This window comes from Streptomyces sp. NPDC003023, from assembly GCF_042888225.1.
Classification (GTDB): Bacteria; Actinomycetota; Actinomycetes; order Streptomycetales; family Streptomycetaceae; genus Streptomyces.
The window spans coordinates 662,618-685,756 of record NZ_JBIAPL010000001.1; the positions used below are offsets into that span (position 1 = coordinate 662,618).

The 23,139-nt window shown below is 69.8% G+C and carries 24 protein-coding genes; 14 read left to right on the plus strand and 10 right to left on the minus strand.

The annotated features are described in order from the left end of the window. Positions 1-56 precede the first annotated feature (56 nt). Together ACFYV1_RS02585 and ACFYV1_RS02590 are read left to right on the plus strand one after the other, a co-directional pair. A complete protein-coding gene (locus tag ACFYV1_RS02585) occupies positions 57-305 on the plus strand; it encodes a hypothetical protein (protein WP_389394550.1) in 249 nt (82 codons plus the stop codon). Then, positions 302-667 carry a helix-turn-helix domain-containing protein gene (locus tag ACFYV1_RS02590; protein WP_389393500.1) on the plus strand — a complete coding sequence of 122 codons (366 nt, stop codon included), beginning with the start codon at positions 302-304 and terminating at the stop codon, positions 665-667. The genes ACFYV1_RS02585 and ACFYV1_RS02590 overlap by 4 nt, the downstream gene beginning before the upstream one ends. Positions 668-817: 150 nt before the next feature. Here ACFYV1_RS02590 and ACFYV1_RS02595 read toward each other — a convergent pair whose 3' ends face one another. Further along, on the minus strand, positions 818-1,405 hold the full coding sequence (locus tag ACFYV1_RS02595; RefSeq protein ID WP_389393501.1) for a hypothetical protein: 588 nt from the start codon (positions 1,403-1,405) through the stop codon (positions 818-820). A gap of 305 nt (positions 1,406-1,710) precedes the next feature. Here ACFYV1_RS02595 and uraD point away from each other — a divergent pair, with 305 nt between their 5' ends. The 6 genes from uraD to ACFYV1_RS02625 all read left to right on the plus strand — a co-directional run bounded on the left by uraD (position 1,711) and on the right by ACFYV1_RS02625 (position 7,064). Further along, positions 1,711-2,226 carry a 2-oxo-4-hydroxy-4-carboxy-5-ureidoimidazoline decarboxylase gene (gene uraD, locus ACFYV1_RS02600; protein WP_389393502.1) on the plus strand — a complete coding sequence of 172 codons (516 nt, stop codon included), beginning with the start codon at positions 1,711-1,713 and terminating at the stop codon, positions 2,224-2,226. Continuing rightward, the gene (gene uraH / locus ACFYV1_RS02605; protein WP_389393503.1) at positions 2,223-2,621 is read left to right on the plus strand and encodes a hydroxyisourate hydrolase; all 399 of its coding nucleotides are present in this window, start codon (positions 2,223-2,225) and stop codon (positions 2,619-2,621) included. Before uraD ends, uraH begins: the two co-directional genes overlap by 4 nt. Before the next feature lie 5 nt (positions 2,622-2,626). Continuing rightward, the gene (gene pucL, locus ACFYV1_RS02610) at positions 2,627-3,550 is read left to right on the plus strand and encodes a factor-independent urate hydroxylase (RefSeq protein ID WP_389393504.1); all 924 of its coding nucleotides are present in this window, start codon (positions 2,627-2,629) and stop codon (positions 3,548-3,550) included. Positions 3,551-3,629: 79 nt separating this feature from the next. After that, on the plus strand, positions 3,630-3,944 hold the full coding sequence (locus ACFYV1_RS02615; RefSeq protein WP_389393505.1) for a hypothetical protein: 315 nt from the start codon (positions 3,630-3,632) through the stop codon (positions 3,942-3,944). A 45-nt stretch (positions 3,945-3,989) separates the two neighbouring features. Next, positions 3,990-5,390, plus strand: coding sequence for an 8-oxoguanine deaminase (locus ACFYV1_RS02620; RefSeq protein ID WP_389393506.1), 1,401 nt, complete (start codon positions 3,990-3,992; stop codon positions 5,388-5,390). A gap of 222 nt (positions 5,391-5,612) precedes the next feature. Next, positions 5,613-7,064 carry a nucleobase:cation symporter-2 family protein gene (locus ACFYV1_RS02625; RefSeq protein ID WP_389393507.1) on the plus strand — a complete coding sequence of 484 codons (1,452 nt, stop codon included), beginning with the start codon at positions 5,613-5,615 and terminating at the stop codon, positions 7,062-7,064. A 127-nt stretch (positions 7,065-7,191) separates the two neighbouring features. On the opposite strand, the gene ACFYV1_RS02630 is transcribed toward ACFYV1_RS02625, so the two are convergent. The 3 genes from ACFYV1_RS02630 to ACFYV1_RS02640 form a co-directional block, all read right to left on the minus strand. Continuing rightward, positions 7,192-8,073: a lysozyme gene (locus ACFYV1_RS02630; RefSeq protein ID WP_389393508.1), complete on the minus strand. Its 882-nt coding sequence runs from the start codon at positions 8,071-8,073 to the stop codon at positions 7,192-7,194. Between the two features lie 344 nt (positions 8,074-8,417). Continuing rightward, on the minus strand, positions 8,418-9,014 hold the full coding sequence (locus ACFYV1_RS02635; protein WP_389393509.1) for an exonuclease: 597 nt from the start codon (positions 9,012-9,014) through the stop codon (positions 8,418-8,420). 105 nt (positions 9,015-9,119) lie between these two features. Beyond that, positions 9,120-9,722 (minus strand): TIGR03086 family metal-binding protein, encoded by a 603-nt coding sequence (locus ACFYV1_RS02640; protein WP_389393510.1) that lies wholly within the window; start codon positions 9,720-9,722, stop codon positions 9,120-9,122. A 451-nt stretch (positions 9,723-10,173) separates the two neighbouring features. On the opposite strand from ACFYV1_RS02640, the gene ACFYV1_RS02645 reads away from it, so the two are divergent. Further along, positions 10,174-10,935: a PASTA domain-containing protein gene (locus tag ACFYV1_RS02645; protein WP_389393511.1), complete on the plus strand. Its 762-nt coding sequence runs from the start codon at positions 10,174-10,176 to the stop codon at positions 10,933-10,935. A gap of 436 nt (positions 10,936-11,371) precedes the next feature. Here the strand turns inward: ACFYV1_RS02645 and ACFYV1_RS02650 are convergent, their stop codons facing one another. After that, the gene (locus tag ACFYV1_RS02650; protein ID WP_389393512.1) at positions 11,372-13,558 is read right to left on the minus strand and encodes a M4 family metallopeptidase; all 2,187 of its coding nucleotides are present in this window, start codon (positions 13,556-13,558) and stop codon (positions 11,372-11,374) included. 140 nt (positions 13,559-13,698) lie between these two features. On the opposite strand from ACFYV1_RS02650, the gene ACFYV1_RS02655 reads away from it, so the two are divergent. Beyond that, the gene (locus ACFYV1_RS02655) at positions 13,699-14,670 is read left to right on the plus strand and encodes a LysR family transcriptional regulator (RefSeq protein WP_389393513.1); all 972 of its coding nucleotides are present in this window, start codon (positions 13,699-13,701) and stop codon (positions 14,668-14,670) included. A 274-nt stretch (positions 14,671-14,944) separates the two neighbouring features. On the opposite strand, the gene ACFYV1_RS02660 is transcribed toward ACFYV1_RS02655, so the two are convergent. Beyond that, positions 14,945-15,184 (minus strand): chaplin, encoded by a 240-nt coding sequence (locus ACFYV1_RS02660; protein ID WP_389393514.1) that lies wholly within the window; start codon positions 15,182-15,184, stop codon positions 14,945-14,947. 351 nt (positions 15,185-15,535) lie between these two features. Here ACFYV1_RS02660 and ACFYV1_RS02665 point away from each other — a divergent pair, with 351 nt between their 5' ends. Further along, entirely contained in the window at positions 15,536-15,826 is a 291-nt protein-coding gene (locus ACFYV1_RS02665; RefSeq protein ID WP_389393515.1) for a hypothetical protein, read from the plus strand. Positions 15,827-15,904: 78 nt separating this feature from the next. Here the strand turns inward: ACFYV1_RS02665 and ACFYV1_RS02670 are convergent, their stop codons facing one another. The 3 genes from ACFYV1_RS02670 to ACFYV1_RS02680 form a co-directional block, all read right to left on the minus strand. Next, the gene (locus tag ACFYV1_RS02670) at positions 15,905-16,927 is read right to left on the minus strand and encodes a hemolysin family protein (protein ID WP_389393516.1); all 1,023 of its coding nucleotides are present in this window, start codon (positions 16,925-16,927) and stop codon (positions 15,905-15,907) included. Beyond that, positions 16,924-18,249: a hemolysin family protein gene (locus ACFYV1_RS02675; RefSeq protein ID WP_389393517.1), complete on the minus strand. Its 1,326-nt coding sequence runs from the start codon at positions 18,247-18,249 to the stop codon at positions 16,924-16,926. Before ACFYV1_RS02675 ends, ACFYV1_RS02670 begins: the two co-directional genes overlap by 4 nt. A 208-nt stretch (positions 18,250-18,457) precedes the next feature. Then, entirely contained in the window at positions 18,458-19,858 is a 1,401-nt protein-coding gene (locus ACFYV1_RS02680; RefSeq protein WP_389393518.1) for a CNNM domain-containing protein, read from the minus strand. Positions 19,859-20,188: 330 nt separating this feature from the next. On the opposite strand from ACFYV1_RS02680, the gene ACFYV1_RS02685 reads away from it, so the two are divergent. From ACFYV1_RS02685 to ACFYV1_RS02695, 3 genes are all read left to right on the plus strand, one after another. Then, positions 20,189-20,407, plus strand: coding sequence for a hypothetical protein (locus ACFYV1_RS02685; RefSeq protein ID WP_389393519.1), 219 nt, complete (start codon positions 20,189-20,191; stop codon positions 20,405-20,407). 92 nt (positions 20,408-20,499) lie between these two features. Beyond that, the gene (locus ACFYV1_RS02690) at positions 20,500-21,513 is read left to right on the plus strand and encodes a sporulation protein (RefSeq protein WP_389393520.1); all 1,014 of its coding nucleotides are present in this window, start codon (positions 20,500-20,502) and stop codon (positions 21,511-21,513) included. 106 nt (positions 21,514-21,619) lie between these two features. Further along, positions 21,620-22,075: a tellurite resistance TerB family protein gene (locus ACFYV1_RS02695; RefSeq protein WP_389393521.1), complete on the plus strand. Its 456-nt coding sequence runs from the start codon at positions 21,620-21,622 to the stop codon at positions 22,073-22,075. Between the two features lie 109 nt (positions 22,076-22,184). Here ACFYV1_RS02695 and ACFYV1_RS02700 read toward each other — a convergent pair whose 3' ends face one another. Then, positions 22,185-23,072, minus strand: coding sequence for an alpha/beta fold hydrolase (locus ACFYV1_RS02700; RefSeq protein WP_389393522.1), 888 nt, complete (start codon positions 23,070-23,072; stop codon positions 22,185-22,187). Positions 23,073-23,139: the final 67 nt, after the last annotated feature.

Below are 23,139 nucleotides of genomic sequence, written 5' to 3' on the forward strand. Positions count from 1 at the left end.
TGTGGACACGGGGCGCGGGGAACGGGCCCGAGGGCCGCGGATAACGTGGAGGCATGGTGCGACTGAGAGTGGAGTTCACGACCGAGCCGTTCGACCTGGACGAGCCGCCGCCGCACGCCGTGGCCGTGCGCGAGGTCGTGCAGGGCGCCGATCTGGACGCGGTGGACGTCGGGCCGTTCGGCAACACCGCCGAGGGCGGTACGGAGCAGGTCCTGGGGGCGGTCGACGCGCTGCTGCGCAAGGCGCTGGAGAACGGTGCGACGCGGGTGTCCCTCCAGGTCAACGTGGTGGAGGGCGAGGGATGACAACCCCGGACCACGCGCTCGCACAGGCCGTCAAGCCGCTCGTCGACGCCATGGGCGGTGTGCTGATCGAGCCCGGCGACGCCGCGGAGGACGACGTCATACTCAGCTGGGAGGGCGAGGAGGTCCTCGCGGTACGGCTGCCGCAGCTCGCGGACTCCCTCGATCACATCCTCGCGGCGCTGGAGCGGCAGCACGGCCGGCCGCTCGCCGAACTGGACCGCAGGACCAAGCAGTCGATCGTCAGGACGCTGGAGTCGCGGGGGGCGTTCTCCGTGCGGCACGGCGTGGAGACCGTCGCGGGCGCTCTCGGCGTCAGCCGCTTCACCGTCTACAACTACCTGAACCGCGAGAAGACCTCTTAGGAGAGCGGAGTCTCGCCGGGCTGAGCCGCGAGCGGCTGACGCCACGGGGCGCGCCCACCGGCTCCGCACAGCGCTCGGCGCCGGCCACGGCGGATGTCGTGGCCGGCGCCGAGCGCTGTGGGCGCCTTCGTCAGCGGTGGCTGCCCGCGATCACGGTGCCGCCGGGACACCGGCGGCGGAAAGCCCGTCCGTGGAGGAGAGGTTGCCGGTGCCCGACTGGTCGGCGAGCGCCGCGAACTCGTCGCTGGTGAGGAGGTCGCCTACCTCGGCGAGGACTGGGAGGGCCGGAAGCTCCGTCGCCGCCGGCAGATCGACGAGGCCGGGGAGGTCGCTCAGGGCCGGGATGTCGCCGGCTGCCGGGGCCTGGACCGTGGGTGACTCGGCCGGGGACTGGACGGCGGGCAGCTCGTCCGTCGCGGGCAGTTCGCCGGTCGACGGGAGGTCCGCGGGCGTGTCGGTACCGGTCTGCCCGCCGAGCCCGCCGAGCCCGCCGAGCCCGCCGAGTCCGCCGAGGACACCGTCGAGCGTGCCGGTCACCGTGCCCAGGGTGCCGGTCACCGTGCCGAGGAGGCTCCCCACCAGGCCGTTGAGTGCTGTGGTGACACCCCCCAGGGGATCGTCCGCCGCGACCGGTGCCACGTGCGCATGTGCCTGGGCGGGTGCGGCGAGGGCGACGGTGCCCAGGCCGAGAAGGGCGCTTGCTGCCGTGCAGACGGCGAAGCGGCGAACGCTTTTCATCTGATGCTCCTGCGGATTCCGACATCGTTGTCGGTGGTACGGGCAACCGGAGGCGGCGCTCCGATTGAAGGGGGACATTCCCGACACTAGGTGCTGTGCGACCGCGCGTCCCGGCGTGCTGCTGCAACGGTGTGGATGCCGCGCCGGTCCTGCGGGGGCTGTCCGGTTGCGGGTTTTCCGGTCGCCGGGGCGCGGTATTTGCCACCCCAAGTTTTCAACAAAGTGTTGACGCAGTGTTGCCGGAGGGCGTTAGCTGTCCGCAGCCCGTCCGACGTACCGCGATGAAACAAGCCACGGAGGCTCCCGTGACTTCACTTCCGAATCCGGGCCTTGCCCGGTTCAACGCCTCCGAGGACAGTGCGGCCCTGGCCGCACTGCACGAGGTGTGTGCCAGTTCGGCGTGGGGGAGCAAACTGCTCGCCCAGCGACCGTACGCCGACGCCGAAGCCCTCTTCCGGGCCAGTGACGCCGCCATGGCGGAACTGGCCGCGGAGGATCTGGCCGAGGCGATGGCCGGTCACCCGCCGATCGGCCGGCCGAAGCCCGGGGACCCGACCTCCTCCCGCGAACAGAGCGGGATGGCCGGGGCCTCCGAAGCTCTCAAGGCCGAAATGCTCGAGCTGAACCTCGCCTACCAGGACAGGTTCGGCCATGTCTTCCTGATCTGTGCCACCGGCCGCACCGGTGAGCAGATGCGGGACGCCGTCCGCGAGCGGATCGGCAACTCGCCCGACCAGGAGCGGGAGATCGTCCGCACCGAACTGGGCAAGATCAACCGCATCCGTCTGACCCGTCTCGTAGAGCAGGAAGCAAGCGCATGAGCACGGAAACCACCGCATCGGTGTCCACGCACATCCTGGACACCAGTGTCGGCAGCCCCGCGGAGGGCGTCGCCGTCTCTCTGTCGGCCCGCAGTGGCCGCAAGGCGGACTGGGTGGCGCTCGGCGGCTCCGCCACCGACGCGGACGGGCGCTGCAAGGACCTTCCGGCGCTGCCGGAGGGAACGACACACGTACGTCTCGACTTCGAGACCGAGGCGTACTTCGAGAACAAGCAAGCCGATGCGCAGCAGGACGCCCCCGCGAATCGGGACAGCGGTGCGACCGGTGTGTTCTTCCCGGAAGTGGCGATCACCTTCGCCGTCGTACCGGGCGAGCACTACCACGTACCGCTGCTGCTCAACCCGTTCGGCTACTCCGTTTACCGAGGGAGCTAGCAGACATGCCCACGATTCTCGGCCAGAACCAGTACGGCAAAGCAGAGAACCGAGTCGTCAGGATCACGCGGGACGGCGACACCCACCACATCAAGGACCTGAACGTCTCCGTCGCCCTCTCCGGCGACATGGACGACGTGCACTACTCCGGCTCCAACGCCAACGTCCTGCCGACGGACACCACCAAGAACACGGTGTACGCGTTCGCCAAGGAGCACGGCATCGAGTCCGCCGAGCAGTTCGGCATCCACCTCGCCCGTCACTTCGTGACGAGCCAGGAGCCGATCCACCGTGCGCGGATCCGGATCGAGGAGTACTCCTGGGAGCGCATCGCGACCTCCGACGGCAACTCGAGGTTCATCGGCGCCGACGAGGTCAAGCACTCCTTCGTCCGCAAGGGCCAGGAGACCCGCACCACCCAGATCACCTACGACGGTGAGACCTGGGAGGTCGTCTCGGGCCTCAAGGACCTGACCGTGATGAACTCGACGAGTTCCGAGTTCTGGGGCTACGTCAAGGACCGGTACACGACCCTCAAAGAGGCGTACGACCGCATCCTGGCCACCGAGGTCGCCGCCCAGTGGCGCTACAACTGGACCTCTGACGCGGACCGGATGCCCAACTGGGAGAAGTCCTACGGCCAGGCCAGGAAGCACATGCTCGAGGCCTTCGCCGAGACGTACTCCCTGTCGCTGCAGCAGACCCTCTACCAGATGGGTTCGCGCATCATCAACAGCCGCAGCGAGATCGACGAGATCCGCTTCTCGCTGCCGAACAAGCACCACTTCCTGGTGGACCTCGAGCCGTTCGGCCTGAAGAACGACAACGAGGTGTACTTCGCGGCCGACCGCCCGTACGGCCTCATCGAGGCCACGGTCCTGCGGGACGGCGTCGAGCCGAAGATCCCGGTCGACATGACCAACCTCTGACACGCGACCGACCGCCCCCGCCCGTCCGCCCGCAGCCGGGCGGGGGCCGGCCGGACCGGAGGGAAGAACCATGCGAACCATGGCACAGCCCGCAACCGGGCAGGCTCGGGGCACCCGCGCCCCAGGGGCGGGCGCACGGCCGCTGCCGGCGGCGCACCGGCACCTCTCCTCGACCCGGCGCACCCCCGTACGCGGGTCCCGGCACCGCCCCCGCACCCACGCCGCGGTCGCGGCGCCCGCCCGGCGCACGGCCCGGTCACCGGAGGGCGGCGTTCCGCCTGTGCGACGCTGCCCGGGCGGACCAGGAGCCGTGCTCGCCGCGACACCGCCCGATCTGTTCCTCCACCATCTCGGCACCCGCAGCCGCACGGCTGCGGCACTCAAATCCTCCTAGGGTCCTGCCGTGCCCACATCGCCGCTCACAGAAGAAGGAAGCACCATGGCACCTTCGGCAGCCCACGACGGCGCTCCCGAGCGCATCGTCATCGAGAACTGCGCGATCGCCACCGTCGACGCCGACGACACGGAGTACGCCTGTGGCCACGTCGTCGTCGCCGGCAACAGGATCGAGTCCGTCGGAGCCGGCCGGGCCCCCGAGGGCCTGGAAGGCGTCGTACGCCGCGTCGACGGCACCGGCCACCTCGTCACGCCGGGCCTCGTGAACACCCACCACCACTTCTACCAGTGGATCACCCGGGGGCTCGCGACCGACCACAACCTCTTCAACTGGCTGGTCGCGCTCTACCCGACCTGGGCGCGCATCGACGAGCCGATGGCCCGCGCCGCGGCGCAGGGCTCGCTCGCGATGATGGCCCGCGGCGGTGTCACCACCGCCATGGACCACCACTACGTCTACCCCCGTGGTTCCGGCGACCTCTCCGGCGCGATCATCGGTGCCGCCCGTGACATGGGCGTGCGGTTCACCCTCGCCCGCGGGTCCATGGACCGCGGCAAGTCGGACGGCGGTCTGCCGCCGGACTTCGCGGTCGAGTCCCTCGAGGGCGCGCTGGCCGCCACGTCGGAGACCATCGACAAACACCACGACGCCTCCTTCGACGCGATGACCCAGATCGCCGTCGCGCCGTGCTCGCCGTTCTCCGTCTCCACCGAACTCATGCGGCAGGGCGCGGAACTGGCCCGGCACAAGGGCGTACGGCTGCACACCCACGGCTCGGAGACGGTCGAGGAGGAGGAGTTCTGCAAGGAACTCTTCGGGATGGGGCCGACCGACTACTTCGAGTCGACGGGCTGGCTCGGCTCCGACGTGTGGATGGCGCACTGCGTCCACATGAACGACTCCGACATCGCCGCCTTCGCCCGTACCGGCACCGGCGTCGCGCACTGCCCCTCCTCCAACGCGCGCCTGGCCGCCGGCATCGCCCGCGTGCCCGACATGCTGAAGGCCGGTGTGCCCGTCGGCCTCGGAGTCGACGGCACCGCGTCCAACGAGTCCGGCGAACTGCACACCGAGCTGCGCAACGCCCTGCTGATCAACCGGCTGGGCGCGCATCGCGAGGCGGCGCTGAACGCCCGCCAGGCGCTGCGGCTCGGCACGTACGGCGGTGCTCAGGTCCTCGGCCGGGCAGACCAGATCGGATCCCTCGAGCCGGGCAAGCTCGCCGACCTGGTGCTGTGGAAGCTGGACACGCTCGCTCATTCCTCCATCGCCGATCCGGTGGTCGCCCTCGTGTTCGGCGCGGCGGCCCCGGTCTCGCTCTCCCTCGTCGACGGCCGGCCGGTCGTCGAGGCGGGCCACCTCACCACGGTGGACGAGGACGCCGTCGCCCGCTCCACGCGGGACGAGGCACAGCGCCTGGCGCGAATCGCCGCCCAGGGCTGATCCCAAGGTAGTCCGGTCGAGGGGGACGGCCCTCGACCGGCGGCCGTGGACCCGAGCGGGGTCCGCGGCAGCCGTCGCCGGGAGGTGCGTGCGGAGCACGTACGCACCTCCCGGTGGTGGTGATCCCTGCCGACCCCGGTACAGGGCACCGCCTTCCGCACCACCGGTTCGGGCGACCCGGTTCGTGCATCTGCACCACCCGCACCACCTCCTTGACACCACATGTCACCGACGACGTGTTACCCGACCGGAGGCACCGCCGTGGCCGCGCAATCACCGACCGCCGATGCACCTGAACAACCCGACCGCAAGCACCCGGTCGACGAGACACTGCCGCCCTTCAAGATGTTCACCAGCGGCCTGCAGCACGTGGCCGCCATGTACGCGGGAGTGGTGGCCCCGCCGATGATCGTCGGGCCCGCCGTGGGCCTCGACGCCAAGGACACCGCGTTCCTGATGGGCGCGAGCCTGTTCACCGCCGGTATAGCCACCCTGCTCCAGACGCTCGGCTTCTGGCGCGTCGGCGCCCGGCTGCCGTTCGTCAACGGCGTCTCCTTCGCCGGTGTCACCCCGATGGTCGCCATCGGCAGGGACCGCGGCTACGACGGCATCGCCGTCATCTTCGGCGCGATCATCGTCGCCAGCGTGCTGGGCTTCGTGCTCACCCCGTACTTCTCCCGACTCGTCCGCTTCTTCCCGCCCGTGGTCACCGGCACGGTCATCACCCTCATCGGTGTGTCGCTGCTGCCCGTCGCGTTCAACTGGTCGCAGGGCGGCAACTCCACGGCCGACGACTACGGCTCCATGACGAACATCGGCATGGCCGCGCTCACCTTCGTCATCGTGCTGGCGCTGCGCAAACTCCTCCGGGGCTTCCTCCAGCAGATCGCGATCCTGCTCGGCCTCCTCGTCGGCACCCTCGTCGCCGTCCCGCTCGGCATGACCGACCTGGACGCCCTCACGAGCGCCGGGATCGTCGGCTTCCCGACCCCGTTCCACTTCGGCGCGCCGCAGTTCGAGATCGCGGCGATCGTCTCCATGTGCATCGTGATGCTGGTCTGCATGACCGAGTCCACCGCCGACATGCTGGCGCTCGGCCGGATCGTCGACCGCCCGGCGGACGAGCGGGTCATCGAGGGCGGCCTGCGCGCGGACACCCTCGGGTCCGCCATCAGCCCGCTGTTCAACGGCTTCATGTGCAGCGCGTTCGCCCAGAACATTGGTCTGGTGGCCATGACGAAGGTGCGCAGCCGGTTCGTCGTCGCCGCGGGCGGCGTCATCCTGATCCTGCTCGGCCTGTGTCCGGTCGCCGCGTCCGTGATCGCCCTCGTCCCGCTGCCGGTCCTCGGCGGCGCGGGCATCGTGCTCTTCGGCTCGGTCGCCGCGAGCGGCATCCAGACGCTGGCCACCGCCGCGCTGGAGAAGGGCGAGAACGCGCTGATCGTCGCCGCGGCCGTCGGTATCGGCCTGATCCCGATCGCCGCGCCGGAGTTCTACCACGCCTTCCCCGAGGACGCGCTCGTGGTCCTCGACTCGGGCATCTCGACGGGCTGCATCGTGGCGATCCTGCTGAACCTCGCCTTCAACCACCTCGGCAGGAAGGGGAGCGCGCAGGAGGAGCCGGCGCCCGAGGAGGCAGGGGCGAAGGCCGCCGAACCGGCCGCTGTGCACTGAGGCCGGCCGGTCGTGGCATCCGTCGGCCGCGCGACCGGGTGTCGTGCCCCGACTTGCCGAGCGGCCCGAGTGGCCGCGCGCCCGGGCGGAGCCGTCCTCGTGACGGCCTCACCCGGGCGCCGAGTGCTCAGGCTGTGTTGTTCGCGAGGGCCAGCAGCCTGGTCATCGACCCGTTGAACTTGTTGCGGTCCACGTCCCCCGAGACACCGCTGACCCGGCCGGTCGCGGTGTACTGCCAGAAGGTCCAGGTGGGAAAGCCGCTGGGGACGTTGGGGCTGCTGACGCCCCAGTGGGCGACCCACAGGGGCGCCTTGTAGTACATCCCGGCCCAGTTGCCGGTGCAGGTGTTCCACCAGCTCGCGGTCGTGTAGATGACGACGTCGCGGGTGGTGCGCGCCTTGTAGGTGTTGTAGAAGTCGTTGATCCAGGTGCGCATCTGGGTCGTCGACAGCCCGTAGCACATGGAGCCCGACGGGTTGTGCTCGATGTCGAGGACACCGGGCAGTGTCCTGTTGTCGCGGGACCAGGCGCCGCCGTTGGAGGCGAAGAAGTTGGCCTGCGTGGCGCCGTTCGAGTAGTTCGGGCGCGCGAAGTGGTACGCGCCGCGGATCAGGCCGGCGTTGTAGGAGCCGGTGTAGTTCGCGCCGAAGCGCGAGTCCTTGAAGCTGGTGCCCTCGGTGGCCTTCATGTAGGCGAAGTCGATCCCGGCGCTCTTGACCGAGTTCCAGTTGATCGCCCCCTGCCAGTGGGAGACGTCGATTCCCTGGACACCGCTGGTGTCCATCGGCGTGATCAGGCCGCCGGTCTCCGAGGCACCCGGCTGCTCGATGCGGGTGCCCGAACCCATCCACGCCTGGCCGGGCTTGACGGGCCGGTCCGGCGGGGGCGGCGCGGCGGCGGCCGGGCCGGTGGAGGTGAGGAGCAGGGCACCGGCCGAGACCAGGGTGCCGATGAGTGTGGCGGCCTTCGATCTTCCGCGACGCGCGAATCCGGCTCGTGACACAGGCATGACTGCCTCCCGGTAGGGGTGGGGGATCGGGGAACGAGCGTGAGCCGCACGACTCCCTGACTCCGGAAGTCATGCACACGTCACACGAGTAGGCCACTGTGATGCCCGGGAGTAAAGAGGCGGCCAAAAGTCTCTATGGTCCACACCTGTGACGGTTCGCCGGAGCTGCGGAGACCTCCGTTCCGCCCGCCAAGTTTCAGCGGCGGACCCCTCAACTTTCTACTCGCGTAGCCCCGTTGCGTATCCGGAGGGCGCGCCGTGCCTCAGGTCGCCGTCGAGCACCGCCGGCCCCGTCCCGGCCCGCCCCTGTCTCCTCCTGCCCGGGCCCGGCGCCGCCTGGAGTGTCACGCCCCCGGCCACGCCATCAGGTTGCTGAACAGCTCCGCCTGCTCGATCGCGTCGTCCAGGGCGTGGTGCGTGTGCCGCCGCCGCGACAGCAGGTTCCGCGGCATCGTCCCCTTCGACACCGCCCGCAGCGGCAGCCGCGCCTTCGTCGCGTACAGCGTCTTCATGTCCAGGCAGCCCGAGTGCCCGAACGGGCTCGAGCCGCTGAACCGCATCTGGTACCAGTACAGGAACATCCAGTCGTACGCCGCCGGATAGCCGCACATCACCGGCTGCGCACCGCCGTGCGCCGCGCGCATCTGCGCCACCCAGGCGTCGAACTCCGCCATGGCGGTGGCCGGCTCGCAGCCCTCGGCGGCCAGCCGGTCACGGTCGAGGCCGCTGACGGCGAGCGCCTGCGGATCGAAGTCCTCGCTGATCGGGCGCAGTTCGCGGTAGAAGGTGTGCTGCTCGGGGTCGGCGGGCTCGTACCCCTGCGCGTCCTGGCGGCCGGCCACCGCGGCGCCGAAGCTGAGCATCGAGTACGGCCCGGGGACCGGGCCGTCCGCCTCGACGTCGACGGAGATGTAGAGGCTGGGCTTCGCGGGACGGGTCATGGGCAGAGCATCGCATCGTCCCTGCCCGCGCTCACCCGATTTCCCGGCCGGGCGGCCGGGCGGCCGGGTGGCCGGGCGGGGCACGCCCGGCCGCCCGACGGGCAGTCAGTCGCCGGGACGCCAGTCGGGGCGCCGTCCGCTGAGCGCCACCACCCGGTCAAGGGGCGACACGTCGTCCGGCACGGCGACCGGCGGTCCGAAGATCCCGTCGCGCAGGGAGTCGCCGTCGGACGGCTGCACGATCTCGTACGACACCGCCGTGCTCGCCTCGCCGGGGTCGTACTCCTGTCCGGTCGCACGGGCCAGGTCCCAGCCGTGGATGACGAGTTCGTTCAGCGCGACGCGGCCCGCGATCTCCGCCGGAAGGTCGACGCCGCCCGCACGGGTCATCCCTTCCCACGCCTCCGGTCGCCGCCAGGCCGCCGCGAGTTCCTCCAGTCGCGGCGGGATCGTGGTGCGCCAGTCGTCGTCCAGGACCGGCAGCGACGTACCTGGGTCGGTGTCGGTCGTCGGCCCGAAACGCTTGGCGGCCGCGTCCCGGAAGGCGAGGGACAGCCCGCCGATGTGGGCGAGGAGTTCTCGGACCGCGTACTTGGGGCAGGGGGTCGGACCGTCGAGCTGTTCGTCGCCGACCGCGTCGAGCAGCCGGGTCACGGCGTCGGCCGCGGGGGTGAGATCGGGCAGGGGTGTGGTGTCGAAGGTCTCCATGCAATACCGACCGGCGGCGCCACCGGAACTCATCGGTCGGGGACACCGGCAGGCGAGGGAGAGCGGACGGCACGAGGCGGCGTACCTCGTCGAACGGGCGACAGGCGTACCTCGTCGTTCGCCTGATCGGGCCACGGCACGGCCGCGAACGATCACCTGCACCGCGGGGAGCGTCGCGGCAAGCTTCCGCCGCACCCCGAGGGGCGAAGTTTTTGTTTTGTGTGCAACTATCTACCCGCCGGTGGCGGTCACGCCTCATCCACCGCCCACGCATACTTCCATCACATCCACGACGCCCGCATACGAGACTGCTCATGATCGACCCGAGACTTGCTCCCGATCGCACCGAGGCCCTGCCGGAGACACGTCCACCCTCGCGGGCGCGTGCACTCTCACCGACGGCGTCAGGCAGGTGGGTGTCTCGTGCCGGTGCATCGGCGGTTGCGGCGGCATGGCCACCGGCGAACTCGGTGAAGTTACCGACGGCATGCCTGTCGACGGCAACGTCCTCGACCTGAGCACGTCCCAGTCGTCCGCTCCGCCGGTGGAGCCCATCAACGCTCTCCCCAGCTCCCGGCTGCCCCCGGCCGTCCGTGCCCGTTCTCCCCGCCCTGCCGTACAGGAGTTCCCCATGTCCCAGCATGTCCCCGGCCCCCAGCAGCCCCCTTACGAGCAGCCCGGCCACGGCTACCCCCAGCAGCCGGCACCGGCCTACCAGCAGGCAGCCCCGGCGCGCCCGTTGCACACGATGAAGCGCCTCTACGTCGGCGGCTTCTTCCTGCTGATGATCGGCAGCGGCTGCGGAGCAGCGATGGGCGACTCGCAGGGCGAGGGCACCGCGATCGACGGCAAGGCCCGGCCCGCGCCGACCGTGACGGCCACGACGACGGTCACGGCCACGGCGACCGTGACGGCCACTCCCTCCGCCGCCCCGGCCGACAAGTCCGCGGCCGCCACGCCCCGGAAGACCGCCGCCCCCGCCATCGAGACGGCCACGCTGCCGAACCTCGTCGGCATGAACCATCAGGACGCCCAGGACACCGCCCAGGCCGCCGGCTTCTACGGCCTGCGGGAGAAGGACGCGACCGGCATGGAGCGGCTGCTGGTCCTGGACAGGAACTGGAAGGTCTGTCGCCAGGAGCCCGCGCCCGGCAAGCACGCCACCGACAAGACAGTCACCCTCTACTCGGTCAAGAACGACGAGTCCTGCTGACCCCGAGCGAGCCGTCGTCAGGGCTGTCACGGAAGGTGGCGAACGACGGTAGCGGTTCGCGAAGCGCTCGGGCGTCCGCTCCACGGACTGTGCGTCGCGACACAGCCGATGAACAGGAATAACGGCCTCTCGGTGTTCCTGTTGACCACCTGAACCAGCCGGTGTTGCAGGGACTTCTGGAACCCGAGACCGGTCGTGAGGGGCCTCGGATCCGAGCCGTACGGGGCACGTGCCGCCGGCCGGAGGGCGCACCGCCCGACCGCCGGCACGGCCCGGTCCGGACCCCCACGGTCCGGAACCGGAGGGGGCCGGGCTGCCGTGACCTGGTTCGGCGGCCCGGCCCCTTGGGCCGCGGCGTCTCCCCCACGAGGCGCGCGCGGCCTCGCCCCTACGACCGGGTGTCAGACACCCGGTCCGGGACGTTCAGGGCCCCTGGTCAGGGGGCGGTCAGGCCGAGCGTGTAGGCGCCGGAGCCGCTGTACGCGTGGACCACGTACCGGTAGTAGCCCGCGGTGCCGTTGTAGCTGATGTCCTCTTCCGAGGTGGCGTTGCCGTCGACGGCCACGTCGACCCATCCGGCGCCGTTCCACTTCTGCAGGTAGAGGTCGAAGTCGGTGCCGGCCGGGCCGCGCAGGCAGCCCACGTGGGTGCCGGAGGTCGACGAGTAGTAGTACGAGCCGTCGGGCTGGACCGCGGCCTGTCCGGACGCCAGGCTGCCCTGGTAGGTGTACTCGGTGGAGTCACAACCGGTGGGAGGCGTGGAGCTGCCGACCGTCAGCTGGTAGGTGACGGTGTGTGTGGCGGATCCGGTACCGGTGACGGTGATCGGGTACGTGCCGTCGGCGGTGCCCGACGCGACCTGCACGGTCATCGTCGAGGAGTTGCCGGAGGTCACCGAGGAGGGGCTGAAGGAGACGGTGACGCCGCTCGGGGCGCCACTGGCGGAGAGCTGCACGGTCTGGGCGGTGCCGCCGGTGGTGCTGGTGCTGACCGTGGAGGTGGTGGAGGCACCCGGCTGGACCGAGCCCGAGGACGGGTTCAGAGAGAGCGAGAAGTCCGGGTTGGTGGTGCCGCCGCAGTCGGTCTCGCCGGACTGGGCGGGGACGCCGATCGCGTTCCAGGCCGTCTTGACCGCGTTGCACTCGGTGCTGCCGTAGGTGTTCTTCGCGGAGCTCAGGGTCGCCTTGCGCGCGGCGGCGTGGTTCCACGAGGAGGTCTTCATCAGCAGGGCGCCCATGAAGATCTTGCCGGCCTTCTGGATGCCGATGCCGGTCACGGAGGAGGGGCCGCCGGAGCATATGGGGCTGCTGGGCTTGCCGCCGCCCGGGTTGGAGCCCTCGGCCAGGAGGTAGAACCAGTGGTTCTGCGGTCCGGCCCCCGCGTGCACCTCGGTGTTCGAGGTCAGATCGGTGTAGCAGTTGGGGTCGTTGTTGACGAGCGACGGGTTGTACATGTTCCGGATCGGCCCGTTGCCGGAGAGGTTGACCTCCTCGCCGACCGTGTAGTCCGGAGTGTCGCTGGGATTGTTGGCGTAGTGCTCGGTGAGCGCGCCGAAGATGTCGCCGGTGGACTCGTTGAGGCCGCCGTTCTCGTTGGAGGAACCGGCGGAGCCCGGGGTCTTGTCGAAGATCTCGTGGCCGTACTCGTGGGCCACGACGTCGATGGCGGTGAGCTGGTTGGTGCGGTTCTGGTTGTACCCGTAGGTGGTCTTGGTGCCGTCGTAGTAGGCGTTGACCTGGGTCAGCCCGGCGCGGGCGGGGACCATGCCGCCCTGGCCGTTGATGCCGTTGTAGCCGAGCCACTCATTGAGCATGTCCGACTCGCGCTGGGCCGCGTACATGATGTCGACGCAGGCGGTGACGAGGTCGTTGGCGCCTCCGTTGCCCCACGGCGAGGAGCCCGTGTAGGCGCTGCCGTTCTGGCCGCCGCACTTGAAGCTGCCGCGACTGGTGTCGGTCATGGAGGTGGCGGCGGTGTCGATGGTGACGTTGCCGTTGTGGTAGCCGCGACCCTCGGCGTGCACGATCTTGTCGGTGACCTGGGCGACGCGGCCGGTGCGGGCGTCGACGTAGGTGTCGAGGGAGCGGGGCGCGTCCTGGGCGGTGCGGCCGATGACGAGGGTGTGCCATGCGAGCACCGGCTTGCCCGACTTGAGCAGCACGGTCAGCTCGGGTGTGCTCGCGCTCTCCACGGTGGCGAGCTGTCCCTTGGCGGTGGCGAGTGCGGCCCGGGCGGTGACCTTGGCCTCGGTGGAGAGCCTGATCGTGGGCGCGGGGGCGCCCGTGACGTCGCGGACCTTGCCGGAGGAGTCGGACAGAACGACGGCGTCGCCGCCGGCGACCGGGAGTCCCTTGTACGTGCGCTCGTAGGCCGAGTAGTACAGCCCGTTCGCCCACGGGGTGACCGCAGTGCGCACGAGAGCTTCGTCGGCGCCGTGCCGCAGCTCGTCGAAGCCGCTGGCGGCAGCCCTGTCGGCGGCGGCGAGCGCGAGGGACCTGCCGTGAGCGGGAGGCGGCTCGGGCCCGTCGGACTGGGCCGCGGTGGCGGGGCCTCCGAGGGCGACCGCGAGGCTCGCGGAAAGCGCGATGGCTGCCACGGCGGCAGTCACTCTGTTGGGGTGCAACGTCAGGCTCCGTTCAACAGTGGGAGGGGGAGGCGTTCATTGCGGCTGAGTATGGGCCTGCGCACCCTGGTTAGGGACATGCCAAGTTCCATAAGGCGGGAGTTATGGTGCGGCAGCCCCACCGTGCGTACGCTGCGCCAATGAATTTGGAGTTGAGGCATCTCGAGGCCGTGTGCCGGATCGCCGAGGTGGGCAGTCTGAGCGGGGCGGCCGGGCGGCTCGGGATCACCCAGCCCGCGCTGTCGACCCAGTTGCGGCGTATCGAACGGGTCGCGGGCGGGGAGCTGTTCCTCCGCAGCCGTCACGGGGTGGTGCCGACCCCACTGGGCGAGTTCGTGCTCCGCAAGGCCCGCCTGGTGCTGGGAGAAATGGACGCCCTGGCCTCCGGTGCCCGGGCCCTCGCTCCGCATTCCACGCTGCGGCTCGGCTGCATCCTGCTCATCCTCGTCGACCGTCTCCTGGACGAGTTGGGGCATGTGATGGGCAGTGCGGACGTCGACGTGACGATCGAGCATTCGGCGACCGCGCTGACCAGGCAGCTCGGTGCGGGACGGTACGACGCCGTGCTGTACGGCGAGGTCAATGACCACGAGGTGCCCTTGCCGGCTGGTGTCGCGGCCCGCACTCTGATCCCGAAGGAACCGTTCTGCGTGCGGCTCTCCGCCACGCACCCGCTGGCGGGCCGGGAGCGCATCCCGCTGGCCGCGTTGGCAGACGAACCCTGGATGACGTTCGTGGAGGACGATGACGGCGGGCCGGAGGCACTGGCCGCCGCCTGCGCGAAGGCAGGCTTCGTCCCGCTGCTCCGCTACCGGGTGACGGACCGGAAGCTGCAGTACGACCTGATCGCGGCCGGTCGCGCGGTATCACTGTGCCAGCCGACCGCCCCGGCCACAGACGGGACCGTCCTGCGCCCGCTGGAAGGCGATCCGGTCACCGGCAGGATCCGGATCGCATGGAACCGGGGTTCGCTCTCCGCGCCACAGGCGAAGCTCCTCTACAAGGCGGCGGCCCGCGCCTACCTGAAGGATGTGGACAACAACGCCTTCCACCGGGAATGGTGGGACGCCCGGCCCGAACTGCAGCCGGGCTTCGGGGAATCCTGCGACTGAGCAGACCGGTCCTGCGCCGCTTGCCGCTTGCTGCTCGGCGCTGGGCGTTTGCCGACGTCCCGACTTCCGCTCTGTGCCCGGACGGCGCCGACCTGACGGGCGGCCTTTCCCTGGATGTGCTGCGGATGACTGTGCCGCCAGCCACCCGCAGCCGACCAACCCGGCCCGCGTCGGGGACGCGTTCAACACGTCCCGCTGCAAGGCCGGGCGGTCACCGGTGCGCGCCGCCCCGCTTTCTCGGCGGCGCGGACCGGGTTTTTCCCCTCGTGCGGGCTCAGGCGTTGACGCAGGTGTTGCCGAAGGACGGGTTCAGCAGCCCGATGACGCTGACGGTGTTGCCGCAGGCGTTGACAGGCACGTGGACGGGCACCTGGATGAGGTTGCCCGAGCCCACCCCCGGCGAGTGCGCCGCCACGCCATGAGCGCCGGCGTCCGCGGAGGCCACGGAGCCTCCGGCGACCACTGCCACGCCGGCCACCAGGGCAACAGCAAGACCTCGTCGCACACGAACCATGTTTCTTACCTCCTGTGAGGGTGCTCGGCCGCGCGGAGGTTCCGGGCGGCCGGTGAGGAAGCCTCGCGAACGCCTTCGGCCTCCCTCACACGCCGTCTTCGACACCGCTCCGCCGGCGGCTTGGCCCAACCCGGCAGGTCCCCTCCAACGGGTTAACCACAGGCGCTGCGTTGACGAAACGCTCTCCGCCCGCGGGCCCGTCCGCAACGAAGAACGGACGAGACACGCTCGGGTGTCCAAGGCCGGACCGGTGCATGGCGGCGCGGCAAGGAAGAGGTTCCCTGACCCGGCGCTACCGTCTGGGGAGTGACAGGAGTCGATGCCGGTCGCCGATGGTCACAATCCATGCCGGTGGCCTATGAGCAGTACCTCGTGCCGGTGGTCTACCGGCCCTTCGCCGAGGACCTGACTGCCCGGGCGGCGGCGCTTCACCCCCGGCGAATCCTCGAACTGGCTGCGGGAACCGATGTGTTGACAGCGGAGCTGCTCGCAGCGGCACCTTTCGCCGAGGTGACGGCCACCGACCTGAACGAGGCCACGGTCACCTTCGGGCCGACGCGCAGCGGCTGCCGTTCCCGGACGGGAGGCTTCGACCTGGTGGTCTGCCAGTTCGGCGTGATGTTCTTTCCCGACCGGACATGACCGTCCCGGCCGCCCGCGGGCCCGCCGCGGCCGTTGCGTCCCAGGGGTATCGGGTGGGACGCATGGAGGAATGCCTCTCTACCGCCTGGGCTGCAGTCCCATCAGCCGAACAAGCAAGTCGTCCAGACTGATCAGTCCAGTGAGTCGGCCGTCTTCTGCTCGGATGAGGGCCAGCGACGCCCGGTTCCTACGCAGTTGCTCGAGTGCGTGGGAGACGCTGGCGTTCGTTCTGAGTTCCGGTACGGGTCGGACAAGTTCGCGTGCGGTCACCACGCGGTCGCGGGTGCGGGCGACCAGCACGTCACGAGTATGGACCGAGCCCAGGACGGTGTCGCCGTCCACGACGAGGAGGCGGGAGCGGTCGGCCTGGGTGGCTGTGGTCAGGATGGCGTCGAGCTCGGCGTCAGCAGGCACGGTGACGATGTCATCCGCCGGGGTCTGGATCTCGCCGACGGGGGTCTGCGGTTCCGTCAGCGAGCGGGTGATCAGCTCGGAGTCGGTCTTGTTGATGAGCCCCAGGCGCTCGGACTCGGCTACCAAGTGGGTGAGTTGCTCGCGGTTGTGGACGGCTGCCAGTTCGTCGCGGGGCTGGACACGGCACATGCGCACGAGCGCGTTGCTGACCTTGTTGAGCAGCCAGATGAGCGGCCGTACGGTCTTCACCAGGGCGCGGAAGGGCGGCGTGAGCAGCATGGCGGAGCGCTCGGGGTGGGCGATGGCCCATGACTTGGGGGCCATCTCGCCGAGAACCATGTGGAGGAAGACGACGACGATCATGGCGAACGCGAAGGCGATGCCGTAGCTGAGGCCGCTTGGCAGGCCGAGGTCGTGCAGCAGAGGGTCGACCCGGTGGGAGATGGCGGGCTTGGAGATGGAGCCCAGTCCCAGGGTGCAGATGGTGATGCCGAGCTGGGCGCCGGCGAGCATGAGGGACAGCTCGCGCATGCCGGCGAGAGCGGCCTTGGCGCCGCGCTGCCCGTCGGCTGCGGCTTTTTCCATGCGGTGGCGTTTGGCGGCGACGAGGGCGAATTCGGCGGCGACGAAGAAGCCGCTGCCGATCAGGAGCAGGACGGTGACGAAGAGAGCCATCGGGAAGCTCATGCCTGTGCCTCCTCGGCGGCGTTCCGGGCGTGCTGGGTGCGCTCGATGCGAACTCGTTCGGGGACGTGCCTGTCCAGGGTGAGTACGTGGATGTCGACGCCGTCGACGGTGAGTTTGTCGCCGGTGGCCGGGAAGCGGCCGAGGCGATCGATGATCAGGCCGGCGACGGTGTCGTAGTCCTCTTCCTCCGGCAGTTGGATGCCGGTGGCGTCCTCGATCTCGTCCAGGCGGCGTCCGGCGTCGACCAGCCAGCCGTCACCGTCGGGGACGGCGAGCTCGACGACGGTGTCGGTCTCGTCGGCGATGTCTCCGACGAGTTCCTCGGCGATGTCCTCGTAGGTGACGACGCCGGCGACGCCGCCGTGCTCGTCGAGGACGACGGCGAACTCGTCGTCACGTTCGCGCATCTGCTCGACGGCGTCGGGCAGTGGCAGAGTCTCGGGCAGGAGCAGCGGACGGCGTGCCGCGTGGCCCGTTGTGGTGGTTTCGAAGCGGTCCGCCGGCAGGCGCATCAGGTCCCGTACGCCGACGACGCCCGCTACGTCGTCGGGGTGGTCGCCGAAGACCGGGTAGTTGGAGTGGCCGTGTTCGGCGATGAGCTCCACCGCCGCGGCCGTGGTGGCGTCCTTGTGGACGAACACGGCGTCCGCGCGCGGCACCATGACCTCACCGAGCGTGCGCTCGGAGAACTCAACTGCGTGGTCCAGCAGTTCGGCCGTATCGGCCGGAAGGTGGCCCTGCTCGTGGGACTCCCCGATCAGGTGGCTGAGCTCTTCGAGGGTGGCGCCGTGATGCAGCTCCTCGACCGGTTCGATGCCGACCTTGCGCAGCAGCTTGTTCGCGGCTCCGTCGAAGACGTGGACGACGGGGCCCACGATTTTCAGATAGACGAGGGTCGAGGGTGCGAGTGACTTGGCCAGGCGCTCGGGAACGGCGAGCGCCAGGTTCTTCGGCGCCAGCTCGCCCAGTACCATCTGCACGACGGTGGCGAGGACGAAAGCGAGAACTACGGAGACTGCGGTGACAGCGCCGCCGGACAGGCCCGCCCCCTCCAGGGCCGGCCTGAGGAGCGCGGAGACGGACGGTTCGGCGAGGAAGCCGACAACCAGGCCGGTGACCGTGATACCGAGCTGCGCGCCCGAGAGCATGAACGAGAGTCGCTCCAGCACCTTCAGGGCAGAAGCGGCGCGCCTGTCGCCGGCAGCGGCCTCGCGGGCGAGCGCGATGCGGTCGGCGGCGACGTAGGCGAACTCCTGGGCGACGAAGTAGCCCGTGCCTGCGGTCAGGACCAGGACGGCCAGCAGGCCGAGAGCAGCGTTCACCGGACACCACCCGCGCGCGTGCTGTGGTCAGGCCCGAGTGGCCGGGGACTGCGACCCGCAGGGTCCGTCGGTCTGGCGGACAAGAAGCGCTCCTTCGTAACGGACGATCGGACGGGTGGGTGAAAGAGAGGTGGATGTGCGGCAGGATCCCACGCAGCAACGACGGGAGCCGCAGGCGCGTGCGGGGCATCCGCCAGGGCGAGACCGGTCACACGGTGGCCGCCGGACCGACGAGCTCTCCGAGGACGTCCTCCATGGTGACGTAGCCCAGGATCGCGCCCGTCTCGCCGGTGACGGCGGCCAGGTGGCTGCCGTCAGTGCGCAGGGCGGTGAGGGTGTCGTCGAGCGGGGTGTCGATGCGAACCCGGGTGATCGGATGCAGGGCGGTACGGGGGAAGGGCTTGCCACGGTCGGCGAGGCCGAGGGTGTCCTTGATGTGCAGATAGCCGAGGACGGCTCCGCTCGGGCCCTTGACCGGGAAGCGGGAGAACGTCGCCGCGGCCGCAACTCTTTCCAGGCCGGCGGGTGTGACCGTGTGACCGACGGTGTGCATCCGCCGGGCAGGCACGAGGATCTCGCCGACCGGTCGGGTGCCGAGTTCCAGGGCGTCTCGCAGACGCTCGCCGTCGGCCGGCGAGAGCAACCCGGCTTCGCTGGAGTCCTCGACGCCGTATTCGTCGATGACCACGGCCATCGTCCGCTCGGCTCGCATCCGCTCCAGCAGCCGGTCGGCGGGCAGGCTGGGCGCGGCCGCCAGTGACAGCACGGGGGTCGTCGAACGCTGCTCGGGAGCGAGCGCGAGGACGTCGCGGATGTGAATGGTGCCCACGACTTCGTCGAGGCTGTCGCGGTGGACGGGGAAGCGGGAGAGTCCGGTCGCGAACGTGAGGTTGGCCGCGTCTGCGGCGGTGGCGTGCGCCTCGAGCGCGACAACGGCCACACGCGGGGTCATCACGTTCTCGGCGGTCAGTTCGCCGAGGTGGAGCGTCCGGACGAACAACTCCGCGGAGTCCTTCTCAAGCGCTCCCTCACGTGCGGAGTGCTGGGCCGGCGCCACGAGCTCCTCAGGAGTCCGGGCGGAGGCCAGTTCCTCGGCCGGCTCCAGTCCGAAGCGGCGGACGAACCGGTTCGCGGTGCTGTTCAGATGCCGGATGAACGGCCCGAAGGCGGCGGTGAAGCCCCGCTGCGGCGCGGCGACCGCTTTGGCCACGGCAAGCGGCCTTGAGATGGCCCAGTTCTTGGGTACGAGCTCGCCGATCACCATCAGGACCACGGTGGAGACGACCACACCGAGGACAGTGGCGACCGAGGAGGCTGCCGCTTCGAGTCCGACGGCTCCGAGAGGGCCGCGCAGCAGTGCGGCGAGCGACGGCTCGGCCAGCATGCCGATCACCAGGGACGTGACGGTGATGCCGAGCTGGGCTCCGGAGAGCTGGAAGGTCATTTTCCGTACGGTCTCGAGCGCGCTGTCGGCCCCCCGTTCCCCGGCTTCGACGGCACGTTCGAGTTCACCGCGCTCGACGGTGGTGAGCGAGAACTCGGCCGCGACGAACAGAGCACAGGCCGGCGTCAGTGCCAGGGCCAGCAGGAGCAGCAGAATCTCTGTCACCGTGCCACCCCCGCCCCCTCGCTCATACGGCGTCGGCAGGCCGTGGCACGGCTGGTACTGGGAGGTTCACCCATCGGGGGTCCGTTACTCCTTCTCAGGCAGGGGATCGCAGAAGCACAAGAACACTGGGCTTCTACACCACTGTAAAGGTATGGCAAACAAGGTGGCACGGCGCGGGCTGCGACTTCTGTGGCAGATGACCATCCGGGCCTGCTCCGGAAGCTGTTTCCGGACTCTTCGACGAAGGCCGAGATTCGCCTCTGGCGGCGCCTGCCGCACTCTATGCTTCTACATGCGTGTAGATATTGGATCTCTCTTCAGGAGGATGCCGTGACGTCGTTCGATCTGGGCAAGGTGCTGGACAAGGCATGGGTGGACAAGCCGCTCGCCGATGTTCTGGCCGCACCGGTTGCCGCGCTCAAGGGGGTGTCGGACAGGGACGGCGAGCTCCTCAGGGAGGCGTTCGGCGTCGAGACCGTCGCCGACCTCGCCGACCTCGAATGCGTCCGATGGGCCCAGGCGCTGGCCGCCCTGGAAGCGGCGAAGTAGTCACCGGATCGCCGCCCCGGAAAGAGATGACGGCGGCGTTGCGCAAGCACCACGCATCACGCATCACGCATCACGAAGGAGTGAACGCCACGATGGTGTTCAAACGCCTGCTCGGCTCGATCGGCGTCGGCGGCCCGGCCGTGGACACGGTCCTGACATCCGACGCCGTGCCGCCCGGTGGTGGCCTCACTGGTGAGGTCCACCTCACCGGAGGCAACGCCGACTTCGACATCGAACACATCACGCTGGAGTTGGTGGCCCGCGTCGAGGCGGAGACCGGCGACGGGGAGCACGACGGCGCCGTCGTCTTCGAACGGTTCGGTGTCGGGGGCGGCTTCCGCCTCGCCGAAGGTGAGCACCGCAGCGTGCCGTTCACGGTGACCCTGCCATGGGAGACGCCGATCAGCGTGCTGCACGGGCAGTCGCTGGGGATCGTCCTCGGCGTACGCACCGAGCTCGGTGTCGCCGGTGCCAAGGGCAAAAGTGACCTCGACGCCCTCTCCGTGCGGCCACTGCCCGTCCAGGAGGCGATCCTGGAGGCATTCGGGCGGACCGGTTTCGGCTTCAAGTCCGCGGACCTCGAATACGGCCGCATCGGGGGCACGGGGCAGCAGCTGCCCTTCTATCAGGAGATCGAGCTGACGCCCCCGCCGCAGTACGCCCACGCCGTCAACGAGATCGAGCTGACCTTCCTCGCGACCCCCGGCGGCATGGAGGTCGTTCTGGAGGCCGACAAGCGCGGCGGGCCGCTCACCGGCGGCCACGACGCGCTGACCCGCTTCACCGTCAGCCGGCACGGCATCGAGCACACCGACTGGAACGCCGAGGTGGACAGCTGGGTGCGCCGTCTCGTCGAGCACCGCGCCGGCTACGAGAGCCACCCCTCGTACGGGCACGGCGGCGACACCCATCACGGCGGCCACCATGACGACAAGCATCACAACGAGGGCCACGGACAACGGTCCGGCCCCGGCATGGGAACCGTCGTCGCGGCCGGCGCCGCCGGCCTCGCGGTCGGCGTCGTCGGTGGAATGGTCGCGGCCGAAGTCGTCGACGAAGTGGGCGACTTCTTCGAAGGCGACGAGGACGAGGGCGACGAAGGCTGAGACGCCGGCACCGGCCCTGATAGCTTCTACATCACTGTAGAAGAAGATGGCGGTCCGGACCGGCCCCCGTACGGCCCGGACCGCCCCTGACACATACGGAGTTCTCATGGCCCTGTGGGACCGCATCAAGGAGTCCGCATCGACGATGCAGACCCAGCTCGTGGCGAAGAAGAACGACCTGAAGAGCGGCGCCTTCCGCGACGCCTCCATGGCCATGTGCGCCCTGGTCGCCGCCGCCGACGGCACCATCGACCCCTCCGAGCGGCGCCGCGTGGCGGAACTCATCGCCACCAACGAAGTCCTGCAGAACTTCCCCGCCGACGACCTCCAGCGCCGCTTCGACGACAACCTGAACAAGCTCACCGCCGACTTCGACTTCGGCAAGGTCGGCGTCATGCAGGAGATCGCCAAGGCGAAGAAGAAGCCTGCTGAGGCGCGCGCCGTCATCCAGATCGGCATTGTCATCGGCGGAGCCGACGGCGACTTCGACAAGACCGAACAGGCCGTCGTCCGCGAAGCCTGCTACACCCTCGACCTGCCGCCGCACGAGTTCGACCTGTAGGCCGCTCGGCCGTCACGAATTCGTTGCGGTCGGTGCCCGGCCGCAACGGCCAGGCACCGGTACGTTCTCACATCGAGCGGGCGCAGGCGGTTCGTTCCATCACCACTGCTCACAGCCCGCTGCCGGTGCCCTCGTCCATCAATGCTGCCACCAGCGTGACGATCGCCTCTGGCTGTTCGTCCACCAGAAGATGCCCCGCACCAGCCACGGTACTCACTGCGACATCAAGGCTGCGGGAAGCGGGCGAAGCCAGCCGGGACGGCGGCAGGAAGACATCGTGCTCGCCGGTGGCCACCAAGTTCCTTACCCGGCGAGCCCGAGTGAGTGTCCCCCCAGGGAGGGGCGAGGGTGCCAGGCTGGAGCGGCAGGATCGGGCCAGGAGGGTCATCCATGCGACGAGTTCGGCCGACGGACGTCGGCCGGGCCCGTACATCTGCCGCAGCAGTGCTGCGCTGCGAGCCTCAGTGGGACGGGCGAGCCACGGCAGGGTGGCTGCCAAGAGCTTACTGGTGACCTTGAGCCGGGTCAGCCCCGCAGGAGAGACAAGCACCCGCCCGGCGAGCTGCGGGACATCGCAAGCCAGCGCTATGGCGCCACCAAGCGAATGCCCCACGATCACCGTTGGTCCCGGGCTGATCTGGTCCAGCACTTCTTGGAGCCACTGCCCGTAACGGGCCGACCGGTGTCGCCCGGGACGGTCGGCGGCACTGAGCCCCGGCTGGCCGGGCACATCCACGACGTAGGTGGGCCACCGCGCCCCCAGCGCGGAGAGCAGCGGCAGGCTGGTGGCAGCGTTGAAGTTGGTACCGGGAACCACCACCACACGACGCCTGGGCTGCTGCGGACCGGCGTCCTCTCCCGAGGCGACGACATGGGTGCGGCCGGCGCATGTGGTCAGCGTCATGGTGCGGTGGGGCACCGGCCATTGTGCGAGCCGATCAGTGCACCACAGCTCGACGTCCCTGTGTGCGGCAGCGCTCTTGTAGATGATGGTCACCGAAGTACTGTCCCAGGCCAGGCGCCCCGCAGCGGTCGACTGAGTCAGGAACCCAGGACTTGGGAAC